The sequence below is a fragment of the Nocardioides marmoraquaticus genome (genome assembly GCF_054777915.1).
In genome coordinates this window covers 1-14,257 of the sequence record NZ_BAAHAA010000004.1, presented here as the reverse complement: position 1 = coordinate 14,257, position 14,257 = coordinate 1, and the positions used below count along the sequence as shown (strand labels likewise).

Annotated in this window: 17 protein-coding genes, 1 tRNA gene and 1 pseudogene; 7 read left to right on the top strand and 12 right to left on the bottom strand. The window is 66.6% G+C overall.

What is annotated here, in order from left to right:
• Nucleotides 1-86: 86 nt before the first annotated feature.
• From ACYU8I_RS04055 to ACYU8I_RS04040, 4 genes are all read left to right on the top strand, one after another.
• Nucleotides 87-728, top strand: a complete 642-nt coding sequence (locus tag ACYU8I_RS04055) for a tRNA adenosine deaminase-associated protein (RefSeq protein WP_460837724.1) — start codon at nucleotides 87-89, stop codon at nucleotides 726-728.
• The gene (tadA, locus tag ACYU8I_RS04050) at nucleotides 725-1,195 is read left to right on the top strand and encodes a tRNA adenosine(34) deaminase TadA (protein ID WP_460837722.1); all 471 of its coding nucleotides are present in this window, start codon (nucleotides 725-727) and stop codon (nucleotides 1,193-1,195) included. Before ACYU8I_RS04055 ends, tadA begins: the two co-directional genes overlap by 4 nt.
• Before the next feature lie 83 nt (nucleotides 1,196-1,278).
• Nucleotides 1,279-1,368: transfer RNA gene (locus ACYU8I_RS04045), tRNA-Ser, on the top strand.
• A 412-nt stretch (nucleotides 1,369-1,780) separates the two neighbouring features.
• Nucleotides 1,781-1,969, top strand: coding sequence for a hypothetical protein (locus ACYU8I_RS04040; RefSeq protein ID WP_460837720.1), 189 nt, complete (start codon nucleotides 1,781-1,783; stop codon nucleotides 1,967-1,969).
• A 12-nt stretch (nucleotides 1,970-1,981) separates the two neighbouring features.
• Here the strand turns inward: ACYU8I_RS04040 and ACYU8I_RS04035 are convergent.
• Nucleotides 1,982-2,998 (bottom strand): annotated as a pseudogene (locus ACYU8I_RS04035) (recombinase family protein); the annotation flags it as partial.
• 62 nt (nucleotides 2,999-3,060) lie between these two features.
• On the opposite strand from ACYU8I_RS04035, the gene ACYU8I_RS04030 reads away from it, so the two are divergent.
• The gene (locus tag ACYU8I_RS04030; protein ID WP_460837717.1) at nucleotides 3,061-3,333 is read left to right on the top strand and encodes a hypothetical protein; all 273 of its coding nucleotides are present in this window, start codon (nucleotides 3,061-3,063) and stop codon (nucleotides 3,331-3,333) included.
• Between the two features lie 56 nt (nucleotides 3,334-3,389).
• On the opposite strand, the gene ACYU8I_RS04025 is transcribed toward ACYU8I_RS04030, so the two are convergent.
• The 9 genes from ACYU8I_RS04025 to ACYU8I_RS03985 form a co-directional block, all read right to left on the bottom strand.
• Nucleotides 3,390-3,758, bottom strand: coding sequence for a recombinase family protein (locus ACYU8I_RS04025; protein WP_460837714.1), 369 nt, complete (start codon nucleotides 3,756-3,758; stop codon nucleotides 3,390-3,392).
• 4 nt (nucleotides 3,759-3,762) lie between these two features.
• Nucleotides 3,763-4,146 (bottom strand): hypothetical protein, encoded by a 384-nt coding sequence (locus tag ACYU8I_RS04020; protein WP_460837713.1) that lies wholly within the window; start codon nucleotides 4,144-4,146, stop codon nucleotides 3,763-3,765.
• A 164-nt stretch (nucleotides 4,147-4,310) separates the two neighbouring features.
• Nucleotides 4,311-5,054, bottom strand: coding sequence for a replication-relaxation family protein (locus ACYU8I_RS04015; protein WP_460837710.1), 744 nt, complete (start codon nucleotides 5,052-5,054; stop codon nucleotides 4,311-4,313).
• 439 nt (nucleotides 5,055-5,493) lie between these two features.
• Entirely contained in the window at nucleotides 5,494-7,698 is a 2,205-nt protein-coding gene (locus tag ACYU8I_RS04010) for a type IV secretory system conjugative DNA transfer family protein (RefSeq protein WP_460837709.1), read from the bottom strand.
• Nucleotides 7,695-8,015: a hypothetical protein gene (locus tag ACYU8I_RS04005; protein ID WP_460837708.1), complete on the bottom strand. Its 321-nt coding sequence runs from the start codon at nucleotides 8,013-8,015 to the stop codon at nucleotides 7,695-7,697. The genes ACYU8I_RS04010 and ACYU8I_RS04005 overlap by 4 nt, the downstream gene beginning before the upstream one ends.
• Nucleotides 8,012-8,215: a hypothetical protein gene (locus ACYU8I_RS04000; RefSeq protein ID WP_460837706.1), complete on the bottom strand. Its 204-nt coding sequence runs from the start codon at nucleotides 8,213-8,215 to the stop codon at nucleotides 8,012-8,014. The genes ACYU8I_RS04005 and ACYU8I_RS04000 overlap by 4 nt, the downstream gene beginning before the upstream one ends.
• Nucleotides 8,208-8,816 carry an MT-A70 family methyltransferase gene (locus tag ACYU8I_RS03995; protein ID WP_460837704.1) on the bottom strand — a complete coding sequence of 203 codons (609 nt, stop codon included), beginning with the start codon at nucleotides 8,814-8,816 and terminating at the stop codon, nucleotides 8,208-8,210. Before ACYU8I_RS03995 ends, ACYU8I_RS04000 begins: the two co-directional genes overlap by 8 nt.
• Nucleotides 8,817-9,129: 313 nt before the next feature.
• Entirely contained in the window at nucleotides 9,130-9,333 is a 204-nt protein-coding gene (locus ACYU8I_RS03990; RefSeq protein WP_460837703.1) for a hypothetical protein, read from the bottom strand.
• A complete protein-coding gene (locus ACYU8I_RS03985) occupies nucleotides 9,330-9,644 on the bottom strand; it encodes a hypothetical protein (protein ID WP_460837701.1) in 315 nt (104 codons plus the stop codon). The genes ACYU8I_RS03990 and ACYU8I_RS03985 overlap by 4 nt, the downstream gene beginning before the upstream one ends.
• A gap of 666 nt (nucleotides 9,645-10,310) precedes the next feature.
• Between ACYU8I_RS03985 and ACYU8I_RS03980 the strand changes: the two genes are divergently transcribed.
• Entirely contained in the window at nucleotides 10,311-11,987 is a 1,677-nt protein-coding gene (locus ACYU8I_RS03980; protein ID WP_460837698.1) for an SIR2 family protein, read from the top strand.
• Nucleotides 11,988-12,098: 111 nt separating this feature from the next.
• On the opposite strand, the gene ACYU8I_RS03975 is transcribed toward ACYU8I_RS03980, so the two are convergent.
• Complete coding sequence (locus ACYU8I_RS03975; RefSeq protein ID WP_460837697.1) at nucleotides 12,099-12,608, bottom strand: site-specific integrase; 510 nt, start codon at nucleotides 12,606-12,608, stop codon at nucleotides 12,099-12,101.
• Nucleotides 12,609-12,801: 193 nt separating this feature from the next.
• Between ACYU8I_RS03975 and ACYU8I_RS03970 the strand changes: the two genes are divergently transcribed.
• On the top strand, nucleotides 12,802-13,398 hold the full coding sequence (locus ACYU8I_RS03970) for a TetR/AcrR family transcriptional regulator (RefSeq protein WP_460837694.1): 597 nt from the start codon (nucleotides 12,802-12,804) through the stop codon (nucleotides 13,396-13,398).
• A 319-nt stretch (nucleotides 13,399-13,717) separates the two neighbouring features.
• Here the strand turns inward: ACYU8I_RS03970 and ACYU8I_RS03965 are convergent, their stop codons facing one another.
• A complete protein-coding gene (locus ACYU8I_RS03965) occupies nucleotides 13,718-14,026 on the bottom strand; it encodes a helix-turn-helix domain-containing protein (RefSeq protein WP_460837692.1) in 309 nt (102 codons plus the stop codon).
• Between the last annotated feature and the right edge of the window lie 231 nt (nucleotides 14,027-14,257).

Here is a 14,257-nt window from a genome sequence, read left to right as displayed (position 1 = left end):
GATTCGCGGTGGTGGAGCCCCGTCCCGTTCTGTCACCATCTGGTGGGCGGCCGCGACGGCCTGCCCGCACGCGGGAGGAGCCGACGGTGGCGGTGACCGAGTCCGAGGACGTCGACGAGCTCGACGAGGTCGAGCTGGCCGTCGTCGCCCATCGCGTCCGCGGCCGCTGGCGGCTCGACGACCTGCCCGACCGGGCGCTGCTCGACGTGGCGGCGCTCGAGCGCGAGCTGCAGGCGTACGCCGCCTCGGCCGTCGCGCTGCTGTCGGTGGGCGAGGACTTCGCCGTCATCGCGCGCCCCGGTGACCCCGTCCGGCTGGTCCTCTCCGACCTGACCGCCGCGACCGAGTGGAGCCTCGCCCGCTCCGTCGCCGAGCGACTCGGGCTCGAGGTCGGCGACGACGACGAGCCCGAGGCCGCCGGTGACCTCGGGCTGCTCGTCGACCTCGGGCTGTCCGCCGACGACCTCGCGGCCCTGGTCGACGACGAGTCGCACCCCGACGACCTGCTGGTCGGCGTCGCCGACGAGCTCGGCTTCGCCGACGAGCTGGAGGACGCCCTCGACGGCGACGAGGACGACGACGACTCCGAGGCCGACACCGACGACGCGCTCGACGACCTCGACCCCGACGACGACCTCGACGTGCTCGACGACGACGAGCTCGAGGACCTCGATGACGAGGACGACGACGAGGAGCTCGAGGACGAGCCCGGGGACGACGAGGAGTGAGCCCGGCCGGCACCTGGGAGGAGCCCGTCCGTGCCGCCCTGCGGCTGGCCGCGCAAGCCGCGTCGTGGGGCGACGTCCCGGTCGGTGCCGTCGTGGTCGGACCCGGAGGGGGCGTGATCGGGCAGGGCGCCAACGCCCGTGAGCGCGACGGCGACCCCACCGCCCACGCCGAGGTGGTGGCGCTGCGCGCCGCCGCCCGCACGGTCGGTGAGTGGCGGCTGAGCGGCTGCACCCTCGTCGTCACCCTCGAGCCCTGCACCATGTGCGCCGGCGCCGCCGTGCTGTCGCGCGTCGACCGCGTGGTGTTCGCGGCGTACGACGACCGCGCCGGCGCGGCGGGCTCGCTGTGGGACGTCGTGCGCGACCGCCGGCTCAACCACCGTCCCGAAGTGGTCGGCGGCGTGCTGGCCGACGAGGCCACCGCCCAGCTCGACGCGTTCTTCGCCACCCACCGCCCCGAGTCGTGAGCCCCACGGGGCGCCAGGGCGCCCGCTCAGGCACACGACTCCCGTTTTCCGCGCGAGGCCGGTGGTCCGGTACATTCCTCCGCGGTGGCGTGTCCGAGCGGCCTAAGGAGAACGCCTCGAAAGCGTTTGTGGGTGCAAGCCCACCGAGGGTTCAAATCCCTCCGCCACCGCCAAATGAGTCAGGTTGGAACCCCCGGCGACCGCAAGGTCCCCGGGGGTTCCTGCTGTTTCAGGGCCGCCGTCGTCGCTAGGCCCCGCGATCACGGCCTCCACAAGTGGGGTCAACGGCGCCCTGGCCAGGATGGTGGTCTGACCGTCCTCCTGCTTGCGGTCAACCAGGAAGGTCTCAAAGACCGCGTGATTGAGCAGCTTGCGAGCGTCGTCGTCGACGGTCGCGTAGAGCGCCTCGGCGTGTCGTAGAAGGTCGAGTACCTGCTCGAGGCGAGCGCTGACTGCCTCGCCGCTTGTCTGCGCGCTCGCGAGCAGCCGATGTGCGTCGGCGAGTTGCGACTCAACCTCGATCTGTCGTGCCTTCAAGACCTGGACTGACATGGCGTCAGCCAGAAAGGCGTCCATCAGCTTCTGTTGCTGCCGCTCCAGGTCGGCGACGCGGCGGCGTTGGTCGGCGATGAGACGGCTGCCCGCCTCAGTCGAGCGGTGCAGGTCGTTGCGGGCGCGCTGGCTGAACTCCACGATCTGTTCGTCGCTGAAGCGGACCGCGATCCACTGACGAGCGACCTCAACCTCCACCTCCTCGACGGGCAAGTACGGTAGATCGCAAGCACTGCGACCGGTGTGGCGATCGATGCAGAAGAAGTACTCGTAGCTCCCGCCCTTGCCGCGGGACGTCGCAAACCCGATGCGCCCCTTGCAGCGGCCGCACTTGAGGGCGCCCTTTAAGTAGTGCGTATGACGCCACGAGCGATCACCGGCGATGCGCCGGCCGCTCAGAACGTCCTGTACCTCCTGCCACAGCACGTCGCTGACTAGGGGCTCGTGGCCACCGGGGTAGATCATCCCGTTGAAGACCAGCTGACCCTTGTAGTACGGATTCGTCAGCATGCGGTGCAGCTGTGCCCGAGACAGCGGCTTGCCGACGATCTTCCGCGTGGTGCGAGTACGGAAGCCGCGCTCGTCGAGCGCTTCGCAGAGCGCGTTGATCGACCAGTTTCCCGTGGCGTACTGCTTGTAGGCCCAACGCACGTTGCTGGCACGGTCGGGGTCGAGTTCAATTGTTCTGACCTCGATGCCGTCGACGCGCTTGGTGACGTTGAGGTAGCCCAGCGGTGCCACACCGTTGGTGCCGCCGCGGCGCACCTTCTCGGCCATGCCCTTCTTAGCTTCGTAGGACAGATTGTTTGAGTAGTGCTCGGCGATCGTCGCCATGATCCCGTGCAGGAGGGCGCCCGACGGGCTGTTGTCGATCTGCTCGCTGACCGACACCAGCGTTGTGCCAGCGAGGTGGAAGACGGTGGCGATCTGGGCGTCGTCGATGCGTGAGCGGGCGAGCCGGTCGACCTTGTGGACGATGACGTAGGCGATGTCGCCTGCCTGAACCCGTTCGAGCATGGCCTGCAGGCTGCGCCGGTCGGCGGACCTGGCAGAGGCGCCGGCGTCGATGTACTCGTCGATAACGGTGGCGCCGAGCTCGACAGCCTTGCGCCTGCATGCCTCGCGCTGCGCTGGAATCGAGTAACCCTCGGCCTCGCCGTTCTTGGTCGCCTGACGGGCGGTCGACACCCGCAGATAGATCAACGCCTTTACCTGCCCGGAAGTGGGCAATGGTGTGAGTAATTTGTTCATGGGGTTCCTCCTTGACTTTTCTAGCCTTGACTTGTGTTTCAGATGCGTCAGAATTGATAGCAATGACGCAACGCGACTTCGCGCAACTCCCGGTTGCCGTGCAGACCAATCTGCTGCTGGCGGCTTCGCTAGCCGAAGCGCTGCGCTATTGGGTTCCGGCGACTGCTGCCGCCGCTGACATCAAGGAACTCGAAGCCGTGGTCTGGGCGACGGTCGCCGGATGCACGCGAATGTTCTCGGCGGGCGAGCGCGGCGGAGCGCAGGCCCTTGCTAGCTACGAGCGGCTGATCGCGGCCGTGCCGGACGACTGGGCGCAGACGGACTCGGCTGTGTAGAGCTCGCCCGTCACCGGGTTCATAGTTCATCCGGTCGCTCGCGGCATGACGGATCGTCATGATGCGCCCCGGCGTGAACCGTGCGGCTGTGACGGCAACACGGTGAACAAGCAGACGCCGGACCGGTCGAACAAGTCCTCGATGAAGCGCCAGTCGGCGGCTCGGTAGGTCAACTGGGCGACGCCAGTGACGACTACAGCGTCGATGCGACGCTCCATGATCGACGACAGCAGGTGCTGCATGCCCGGACGCAGCAGATGACGTCCGCTGGCCGCCAGGTCAGTTACGCGGTCGACAACTTCCAGACCGCGCTGGCGGGCAGCTAGAGCGCAGACGCTCAGTTGCAGGTCGATACCGGCCCGCGCGCTAGCGTCAGCCCGCTCCATGCGGGCGTAGAGCGCGGCCTGCGGCGTGGACGTCGCCATGGGCTCAGGCGCTTCCCTTGTCGCTGCGTGGGCTGCGACGGACCTTGGTAGTACTCGGCGCCTGTTCCTCGGTTGCGGTCAGGCCGATGAAGCCGGCGATGGCCGCGCTGCGCAGTGCTGCCTGACGCTCGATGCGCTCCCGGGCCTCCTGGGCCTTGGCGATGATTGCTGGGTCTTCCTGAGCACTGGCGATGCGCTGTTCGATGCCAGCCCGAACTTCGTCGGTCAGGCTATTGCCAGTTAGCTGCGCGATGAACTGCAACTGGGCGTGCAGACCTTCCTCGACGCGAACGGCGATAGTTTTGAGTTCTTGTTTCTCGGTAGTCGACTGGGTCGACGTCGGTTCGACCGTCGCTGCGGTCTGATTTTCTTCGGGTTTTGATTCCATAGGCGATGTGCCTCCTTTCTGTAATGGTTGCTAGTTTGGGCAGGCTAAAGCGCGGCGGGCCGCGCTCCCTGCAAATATTGACGCTCCGATTGGTGCAAAAGTCCAGTCGGATTTGCGCTAGTCCCTGGTGATATTTGGCGCCCCTTGGGGTCGCGGGCTGGTGCTTAGGCACGGAGGGTCTCCCGCAAGTAGCTCTCCGGACTGCGGACCTGGAAGGTGCCGTCCAGGAGGCCCGCTGTGGCGGCCACAGCGGCCCGCAGGCGGGCGCGGCGGGTCGGGTCGGGGCAGAGCCAGACCACGGTCGGGAACAGGCCGTGACGGGCCTGGTAGGCGCCGCTGGCTGCGTACGCGGCGTAGACCCGGCACTTGGTCTGGATACGCGGCAGATGCTCGGTACCGAGGTCGATCTCGAGGAAGGCGTGTTCCTCGAAGGCGCCGTCGTCGTCCTCGCTGATGGTGACCACCCGTAGGTCCGGCCGCAGGTAGACGGCTTCGCCGCCGATGCCGGTGAAGCGGCGCCAGTTACCGGGCTCGGTGTCGAGTGTCTCGATCTGGACATCGCTGCGCCCGACCGTGCTTGCCAATAGCCGAATGGCGACGTCGTTGACCGCCAACGTGTGATGGACGAACTGGCCACCAGGTTCGAGGTAGCGCTTACGGCGCGGGGTGCCATCGAGCGAGCGCAGGTAGTTCTCACCGGTGGCGCCGAGCTGCCAGACGATGGCGGTCGAGCCACGTCGGACGCCGCCGATGCGCCGCTCGAGCGGGTTGAGCAACCCGTGGGCTTCCAACCGCCGCAGCACCCTGGTGCAGGTGCGCGCAGCCGCCAGCTCGGTCTCGTGGCCGGCGAAGTGCAGCCACTGCAGATGGCGGGTGGTGAGCAGACGGAAGCGCTGCAGGCTGCGCAAGATGTCGTGATCGCGCGGTGACAGCTGCTCGCGGAGACGCAGGACGGAACTTGGTCTCATTGCGTCACTCCGACGCCCGTGCCGCGTGCGCACCCGGCGGCGCTGGTACCCCGCAGTGCGGGGTCAGTCCCATCCCAGACGGGGCAGCGAACCAGGGTTGACCTGGGTGAACAGGTAATCGTGGGCGACACGAAGCGTCGGGCGGTGCGACAACGAAGAACGAATGAAGAACACCCATAAGCACGGTGGTCCGGGCAGGTCGGCAGGGCGCTCGCGGTGCTGGGGTGGGTCGCCATCGCGGCGTCGGGATGGCCACGGTGCGCTCCCGGCGGGACGGGCCGGACTCCGGTTGGGCTGGTGATGCCGGGGAGCGCAGGGAGTGGGGCGTCAGGATCTGCGCTGCGGCGGTCGTGCTGCGGGATCTGGCGGTTACGAGTGGTCATACCGAGTCGCCTTTGCGCTTGCGGCCGATCGGCGTCCTGGGGGGTGCGTCGGCGGGGGTGGGTGCGCCGGTCGTAGTGATGGTTGGCTCGCCGTAGCGCTCACGAGAGCGAGCCCGGATGACGTCGGCCAGACCGGTCTCTGGCGGTGGGGCCTGCGTCCGTAGTGACACCCACGGCTGCGAGGCGCCGTCGACGACGAGCGTGGCGTAGGCCTCGAACTGGCCGAGAGTCATGAAGTCGAGCGCCTCCAGGCCCGGTGCCTGTTGGGCTGCTGCGGCGGCGTCGCGCGGGTCGAGCGGGCGGAAGATCAGCTTGTTGCGGGCGTTGGAGTCGACGGCGGCGCGCATGCCGGGCGGTAGTTGGGCTCGGAACTGGTGGGCGACGTGCCAGGCGACACCGAGCGAGCGACTGGCGGCCAGCGCCGCCTCGATGCTCGTTGGGGTGGCCAGATAGTTGTGCACCTCGTCGACGTAGATGCTGGCGGGGCGGCGTTCCGGTTGGCGCTCACCGGCCCGCTCAAGCGTCGCCGACCAGGCCTCGGCCAACAGCAGCCCGCCAAGCAGCCGAGCGGTGATCGGGCCGATGAGGCCTTCGTTCAAGGGGACGAGCACGACCTTGCGGTCGCGGAACAGATCGCGGACGCGCAGCGGTGGCTGGGGTTGGCCGAGGATGCGGCGCAGGCTGGGGCGCAGCAGGTACTGGCGCAACTTGTTGAGCGGCGCGGCCAGCGCGGCAGCTTGGGCGGGCGATGTCTGCGCCTCGTACCAGGCCCAGAACTGGCCCAGGCCGGGATCGTCCGCGACGTGCCCCACCACCGAGTGGCGAAAGGCCCGGTCGGTGAACAGGCGCGGCAGATCGAGCAGCGTGAACGGCGGCTCACCGCGGCGAGCGCGTGTGGCTCCAACGCGGGCCAGCGTGAGAAGCCCGGAGTGCAGGATGTCCTGCGTCCGGGGACCCCAACCGTCGGCGAAGACAGCTGCGAACACAGCCAGCAGCCCGTCCACAACGACGTCCGGGTCACGGCTGCCGACGTCGAGCGGGTTGAAGCCAACGACCCGCTGCTCATCCGGGTCGAGCAGCACGACGTCGTCGATGCGCTCGGCGGGCACCGCTCGGGCTACGACGTCGTCGATGAGTTGCCGCTTGGGATCGATGACTAGCACCGGGCGGCCAGCGGCGATGTCCGCGCCGATGAGGTGCAGCAGCGCCGTCGACTTGCCGGAGCCGGTCGGGCCGAGCGCCACCAGGTGGTGCAGGGCGTCGCGTGGCCGCACCCCGATGGTCACCCGCGGTCCCGCGGCAGTGCTCATCCCAATGACCCGCTCGGGAGCGTACGTCCGGTGCTGGCGGATGAGCGCCGGCGAGGGCGGCATGCGACGTGGGTGCATCGGTGGCAGGCCGGGCAGGTCGGCGTCGCCCAGCGGCCAGGCCAGCAGCCCAACTAGTTCGGCGGCGGCCGGTACGAACTCCCACAGCAGCGGCCGACTGGCGCGGTTGAGTCGTCGGATGGGTTCAGGTGTCAGTCGCAGGTAGGTACCGGGCGCTTTGGCGGTCGACAGCCCGCCGAGCAGGCCGGTCAGCAGCCGTCGCCTGCGCTCACGCGTTGAGGCGCTGACGCCGAGGCGAAGGCAGGCGGCCATACCGGCCTGCCCGATGCGCCGCTCGTGCTGCTTGCGGACATCGGCGTTGGCTTCGCGGTTGCCGCTGAGCAGCAGTGACCACCAGGCCTGGGCCGGGTCCGGCACCGGATCACGCCGGTGCGTGGGCGTCCGCCGCGGACCGAGCACGATCTGTACCACCAGCTGCTCGCCGTCGGACAGCCGCTGGTTCAGGGCCGACAGCAGCGCCGCCGCGACGCTCGTCGGCCGGTCGACGGCCAACGCCAGGCTGCGTGGTCGGGCGCGCACCCGGGCGGCGTGGCTGACCGGTAGCCGCTCGCTTGGCTCCGGCTCGACCAGCAGGCCCGGTAGTAGATCGTGACAGGTGCGGCGCAGCCAGCGCAGATGCTCCGGCGTCGTACCGAGCCAGTAGTGCACGGCGCTCGGGTGACCGACCGCCGTACGACCAGCCGGTCGGCTGCGGGCCTCGAAGACCACTGGTGCGTGCGTCGGGTCGGATGCCAGGCGGACCATCAGCGCCTCCAAGGCGGCTGGCTCGAGCGGCCGGGGCGGGTGTACGCGGCAGAAGACGAGTTGCGTCATGAGCGCGACTCCTCGTCGCTGTCCTGACTTGGCTGATCGTCAGAGGCGAGCTCGCGGCGGGCATCGGCTTCGGCCTGGGCCTCGGCCAGCCCGCGGCGGGCCGCCAGCAGGGCGTGCGACATGCGCTCCGGGTCGGGCTTGTCACGGCGGACGGCTCGCACGGTCACGGGTCCGCGCTCGCGCTTGCGGCGCTGGGCCCGCCGCTGGCGGCGCTTCGAGGGCCGCTCGGTGGGCCACTGCGCCTGAAGTTGTTCCAGCTCGGCATGGTCGTCGGGCTCGTGGCCGTCGGGCGGCGTGGTGGGTCGCTGGGCGTTCACCACAACCGCCTCCGCTGCCACCAGATTGCGAGGCGGACGAGCAGCCAGCCGGCGCCGACGCTGGCCGCGCCGACGGCCAGCCAGACCCAGACGTCCTGGATGAGTGCCACCGCCAGATTGATCGCCAACGCTGACAGCAGCAGTAAGCAGGCGATGTTGAACAACCGGCCGGGCAGATCGAAAGCGCGGCGGTCAGTCATGAGGCACCTCCGCAGCGGGCCGACGACGCCGGGCGTCGCTCGGCACCGGGTAGCCGGGGATGACGACGTCGGACTCCACTTGGTTGCCCCAGGCGTCCCAGCCGGGCTGGCGGCGACGGGCGAACAGCTCGAGGTACGGGCCGGGGCTAACGCGCTCGATGAGGGCGTACTGCTCCTCCGGCTTGTGCGAGTGGTCCTGGACCGGTGCCTGCATCCAGGTCGGCTGAGAGCGGAACTTGACGGGGGCGCGGCCGCGGGTGCAGAACAGCAGGTGCTCGGTGCTATTGCGCAGGTAGGCCCCGAGGCCGATGCGGAACTTCACCCAGGTCAGCGGAGAGCGGACCGTGAAGCCCCAGGCCTCGGCGACGTCGTAGCCGTGTCGCAGGGTGTTGTTGGTGACCCAGAGCCATAGATGGGCGTTGTCGGCCGCCAGGTCACGGACCGGCAGGTTCTTGATGCGCCGCAGGCTCATGACGCGGTAGTGGCGTGCGGCCCCACGGGGACCACCTTGGTCGATGTCCCACGGCGGGTCAGCCAAGATGGCGCGGTAGCGCAGCGAGCTTCCCAGCGGGGCGCTGGCTGCGGTGATGGTGTCGGGCATTGAGAGCTCCTTTCTGCCGCATGGCGAACCGCACGTGGGCATGGCGAGCACTGCCGTGCTGACGACGAGGTCGCACAGAAGTGAGATGCCAGCTCCACTGCCGCGGCTAGAATCGCGCGGTGGGTCGCTCGGGCTTGCAGATACTTAAAACAGAAACTTGCAGGTTTGCAATGTATGTGTCGTGCGAATCGACGAGCGATGCGACACCAACAGGGGTGGGTCACCTCCGGGGATTTAACGTTTATTTAATGAAATTTGCTTCGCGCTGGCGCGTTGTGGAATTTGCAACGCCATCCTTTGGCCGTGACAGTCGCTAGCCGATGCGCTGCCGGGCCTCGGCGAGCATTTGGGCCATGGCCGCAAAAGCCAGCCGCTGCAACTCCTGTTCGGCAGCGCGGCGGCGTTGCTCTTCGCTCAAGTCGTACGAGCGACTCAGCCAGCAGGCCAGGGCCACGACCGCCGCGGCACCGGCCAAGAAGGCCAGACTGCACAGCACAACGACGACAAGGCCGCTCATCGCAGCCGCCGCGACGTTTCGGAGACGACCTGAGCGGACGCCAGCGCGTGCATGTCCCCAATGGCTTGCAGTCGACTGGTTGCCATCGGGACCAGTTGTGTAAGCTGCTGCTCGAGCTGGCTAACGAGGGCGACGCCCTGCATGGCGCGGCGTGAAACCGCCTGCAGGCCGTCGAGGTGGACCGCCTCTACCTCCGCGGCAGCCATGGTGGACGCAATCTCGACGTCAGTGCGGTCGGAGATGCGCGCGACCTGGCGGCCGGCGCGAGACCCGTGCCCGTAGTTGGGACGGTGGGGCTGGATGCTGCTCATGACGGTCACTCGCTCTCAGTAAGCGTCCGGCGGGTGCCGGATCTCGGTGAGACGAGTCGAACACGCAGGTCAGACGCCACAAAGCGTAAGCCTGATAGCGGCTGCAGTAGCGAGGGTGCCCGCGCCGTGGCAATCATCCAACACGCAGTCGCGAGATGCGTGCCCCGCTTCTTACATTGTTGTAATTTTAGCGCCATCTCACAGGGGTACGATCGAGCAATCGACCAACATTGCCTTTACTTCCAGCCGGAAAAGCGGACAATCCGACATACGGATGGAAGACAGACCTAGACTAGACCGGGAACCCGAGAATGATCAGCCTGGCGGGGGCCGCGATGGATGCGGCTTGCCAGTCGGTTGCAATGAGGTCGAGCCTTGGCCTCGATCCTTCGGTCGGCTCATGTTGAAAGAGGTTTACGATGCGGTTCAGAGGGACAGCACTGTGAGAGCCGCGGCGAAGATGCCGGCGCCTCGACGCCAGCAAGCACTCCGACAGCGCAAGAAGTGGCCAGCGTCCTCTGCCGATCTGTCGAAGACGAAGTCGGCCAGGACGTCCGACGGCATCAACCGGCGAATGGATCGAGTGGAAACGCGCGAGACGGACCGATCCGCCGAACCTTAAATTGCATCCTAGACGGTCATGAGTTCATCGAGCACAATGACCCGATGGACGAGCAGCAACCCTTCTTTCGGCGTGAGTCGGTACTACGCGACATTCAAGAGATCGCGGCTCAGCCCCATGTCGCGTTCTTTGCCGGGGCAGGTGTCACCATTGACCGCTCGGGTCTAACGTGGTCTGCGCTAATTGAAGCGCTGCTGCGACCACACGTGAGTAACTCCGAAGCAGTTGAAGAATTTCTCCGCAGCGAGGGGCCGCTCTTCGCTGCATCGGCCGCACATTTTTTGCAAGATCAAGCCTCGGATATCTCGGAATCGAGCGCGAACATCGACACCAGGCAGCGCATGGTGGACCAGCTTCGTGTGTCGCTCTACTCGCCTGCCACCTGGAGAACTGGCGATCTCGCTCCGAGCATTGCCGACGCGGCGTTTGCGTGGAGTCTTGCAGGGAAGACCGGTGAACGGACATCTTGTGTCGTAACCACCAACTACGATGATTACGTGTTTCAGGCCCTGGTGCGCGCCAACAGGGAGCGTTCGGAGGTCGGTTCCGGGAAGAGGAAGTCTCGACTCCCGCCCCAGCCCGAGTTGTGGTTTCCGACTCGCGACGATCCGCTGTCGGTCCGGAAGCCGAAGAGGGCCGCGTGGGTGCAGAATCGCATTGATTGCGTTGGAGCCGTGCCGTGCATCCATCTACACGGCTACATCCCACGTAATCCGACTGGCTCGCCCGTTTCTCAGCGGTTCCCCGTGGTCAGCGAGAATGACTATTTCGTTACAGCTCCGCATTCACAACGTGCACTTGTCGCACTGATGCGGTCCCGAGCCATGGTCATTGTAGGTGCTAGTATCACTGACCCGCCCCTGATACGAGCCCTTGAGGCGACTAAGCAGTACAGCGATAGGTTTCCCCGGTGGGTGCTCGTTCCGCTTGAGCCTCGCTCGACCGCGGAAGTAGACCCGGGGTGGTCGGAGCGTCGGCGTCTCATACAGGCGCGCTTGGAATCGCTGAAGCTGCGACCGGTATTCGTCGATTTTTACTCCCAGATATCACAGTTCTTTCGAGAGTTGATCGTTGGCCTTGCTCGCCCCCGCCCAGAGAGTGGTGGGGCACCGCTGGAATCCACCTTCTACTCTCGCCTCGGCGAGTGGTGGGACGGGTTCGGGCTGTCCGATGCGGATCTGCGCGATGACACTCAATTTGCCTCGCACGAGTATCTTTCGGAGACGCTGCTGCCGCTGGTGCGGGAGACTCTGGGTGCGCCTACGTCCGAAACAATGAAGTTGGAATTATGGGTTCGTTGGGAGCCGCACCGCGAACGCGAATTGCGTTTGTTTGCCTCCAGTGTGGGAGTCTGGAAACATTACGAGGCCATGCGGACAAGCTCAATTCCGATTGACGGCTCAAAGGACGCGGTAGCACAGGCCTTCCGTTCCGGGAGGCCGTTCTTGACGGAGCCGTCACTAGGGAACGCTGGCGAAGGGATGGACGAACGAAACACGAATCGATGGCAAACGAGTCTGCAGGTCCCAGTGAGGTCAACCCAAGCTGAGGATGGAGGGACTTTCACAAGTGCTGTCTTCGTACTGTCGTCCATGACTCATGCGTCCTCCAGCTTTCTAAGCGACTCGAGGGATCGCTCGAAACTAGCGAAAGTTGTCGAGCTGCTTTCAGTCGCGGGAGACATGATGTGTGACCCCGACTCATATGTCGAGGTGGGGTAGGGCGCCCGCGGAGCTGGCTGACGAGGAATAGGGTGACACGCCTCGTGGGTTCGCGCCGCTCGCCACACAGATACTGGAAATTGGTAGGCGCCGGAGACGAACGCGTGTCTCTCATGTGCCTTCTAGGGGGCGGCCGCGGGGCAGGGCGGCCCTAAACTTCCGTAAGGCCGTTCCTCGTCGTCGGATAGTGCTCTCGCTGTACTTGCGGCGCCTTAGCAGGCCGAGGTAATCCCGGAACTGGCGATCACTTAGCTCGAACATGTCGAACCTGCGGTGCTCGCACCAGAGGAAGATGTCGTCGAGGTCGCCCCAGTAGGCGCGAGCCGTGTTGTAGCCGTAGTCGAGCAGGATGTCCTCGCGAATGGCGCAGAAGCGCTCGTAGCGGGCTCGGAGCGCGGCCGTTTCGGCGTCGTCAGCGACTGAGTCGGCCCCGGCCAGTCCATCGACGCCCGCGATCGGCATGAGCCGCTCGGGATAGCGGTCGGCAGGTGGATGATCCGCCAGCGGCGCCGCTTCGGTCGTCGGTTCCGCGTCGACGCGAACTTGTAGCTCCTCCGATGACACGACAAGACCAGAACGCTTGGGCCGGCCCGCTTGTCGCCCGCCGGTCTTGCCGCTCATGATCCAAGCCTACGGAGCCCAGGCGCCGCGGCAGATCGGCGGAATCCGAGCACTACTCAGAAGCCGATTGACGCGAGTGCCGCTTGGATGGTGCTGCAGTCCGGTGCCACCGCGACTTCCGTCGGCGCCGGGACATCGAGCGGGGGATGTCGATGAGCCGCGCCCAACTGAACGTAGCCCATAGCCTGCGGTAGTGGATCAAGCAACGGTCTCGCGGGACGGTCGCAACCTGCGCAAGCAGCGAAACATCGACCATGTGCTCGACGCGCTCGAATCGCTCACGGCTGAGGGACTCGTAGACGTCAGTCCCGAGGAGCTGAGCAACCGGTCTGGCCTGTCGCTACGGTCGCTGTACCGCTACTTCCCGAACCGGGAGGAACTTCTAATCGCCGCGGTGAGGCGCCAAAGACGCACCTGGGACCACCTTTACGCAGTTGCCCCTACCGAGCCGCGAACCCTCGAGCACCGGATCGGTGCCCATGTGAGTCGGGCCCTTGAGCGGCGGGAGAAGGTTTCTGCGCTTGCTCACGTCGCACGGTTCGCCGCGGCGGGCATGCCGAGACTCAGGACAGAGATGCAGAAGCAGCAAGCGGAGTTGCTCAGCGGAGTGCGCGCAGAGTTCTCACCAGAACTCAGCCAGCTCGACGAGATTCGGCAGCGCCAGGTAGCGCTCGCGATTCAGGTCATGAGTCAGCTCGAGTCGATCGATTCGCTTCTAGGCGAGGTCGGACTGTCTGAGGCTGAGGCTCGCGTTGTGCTTCGCTCCAGCATCACGGCCTTGCTGCGCTAGAAGCCCGCAACTCCACGACGGTCCGGTTCATCGAAACTAGGGCTGGTCCTGGTCGGTGGCACACCCGCAGACGGCCTGATCTCCACGAAGCGCGGAGAGCCGTGCCGTCGCGGCTGCCAAGCGGTCCGCTGCGTCGTGATTCCCTCGTAGCCGAAGTGCGCTCTTCGCCCGCGTCATCACTCCGAACTCCTGCAGCGCTGTTCGCCGCGCGCCTCGCGTCTGACAGATGCACACGGCAATCTCCCTGACTAGGAAGGACAGCACCCAAATTACGTGGCTTTTTTCGTTCGTTTCTGCCGGCAGGGGCCGCGCAACCAATTCAGTCGGTGTCGGGAGGTCGCGTTGTCACGATGTCCTCCGGCCCGCTGGTAGCACGTACGTTCGCAGCGATGCGCGCATGCTCGGCCTGAATCCACCACTTCGGGCCGAGCTTGGTCGCGGGGATGGTTCCGGTTCGGCAGCGGTAGGTGATCGCCTGCGGGGTGACCCCAATGATCGCGGCCGCCTCCGCGACGCCAATCCAGTCATGCTCCTCGTCAGGCGGCACCCAGGCCCAACCGCCCTCTGCGGTGGCGACTTTGCCGCCGGTGGCGGCGGCCTGTCGGGCGGCTTGCCGCTGTGTGCGCACGAGCTTGAGCTCGGCTGCCCGTTTGGCGCGGACCAGAGCGACCCGGTCAACCTCGGTGCGACTGACAATGCCACCGCGGTCCCGGTCGCCGCGGGCGTTGTGCCGGCGAGTCAGAACTCCCCGGCTGATGAGCTTTGTCGCGTGCCGGGTTCAGTAGAGGCTCTGAAGTGACGCGCTGACGGTAGTGGGCGCGGGGCTGTGCCGGTAGTGCTCGTCCTCGAACTCGACCGG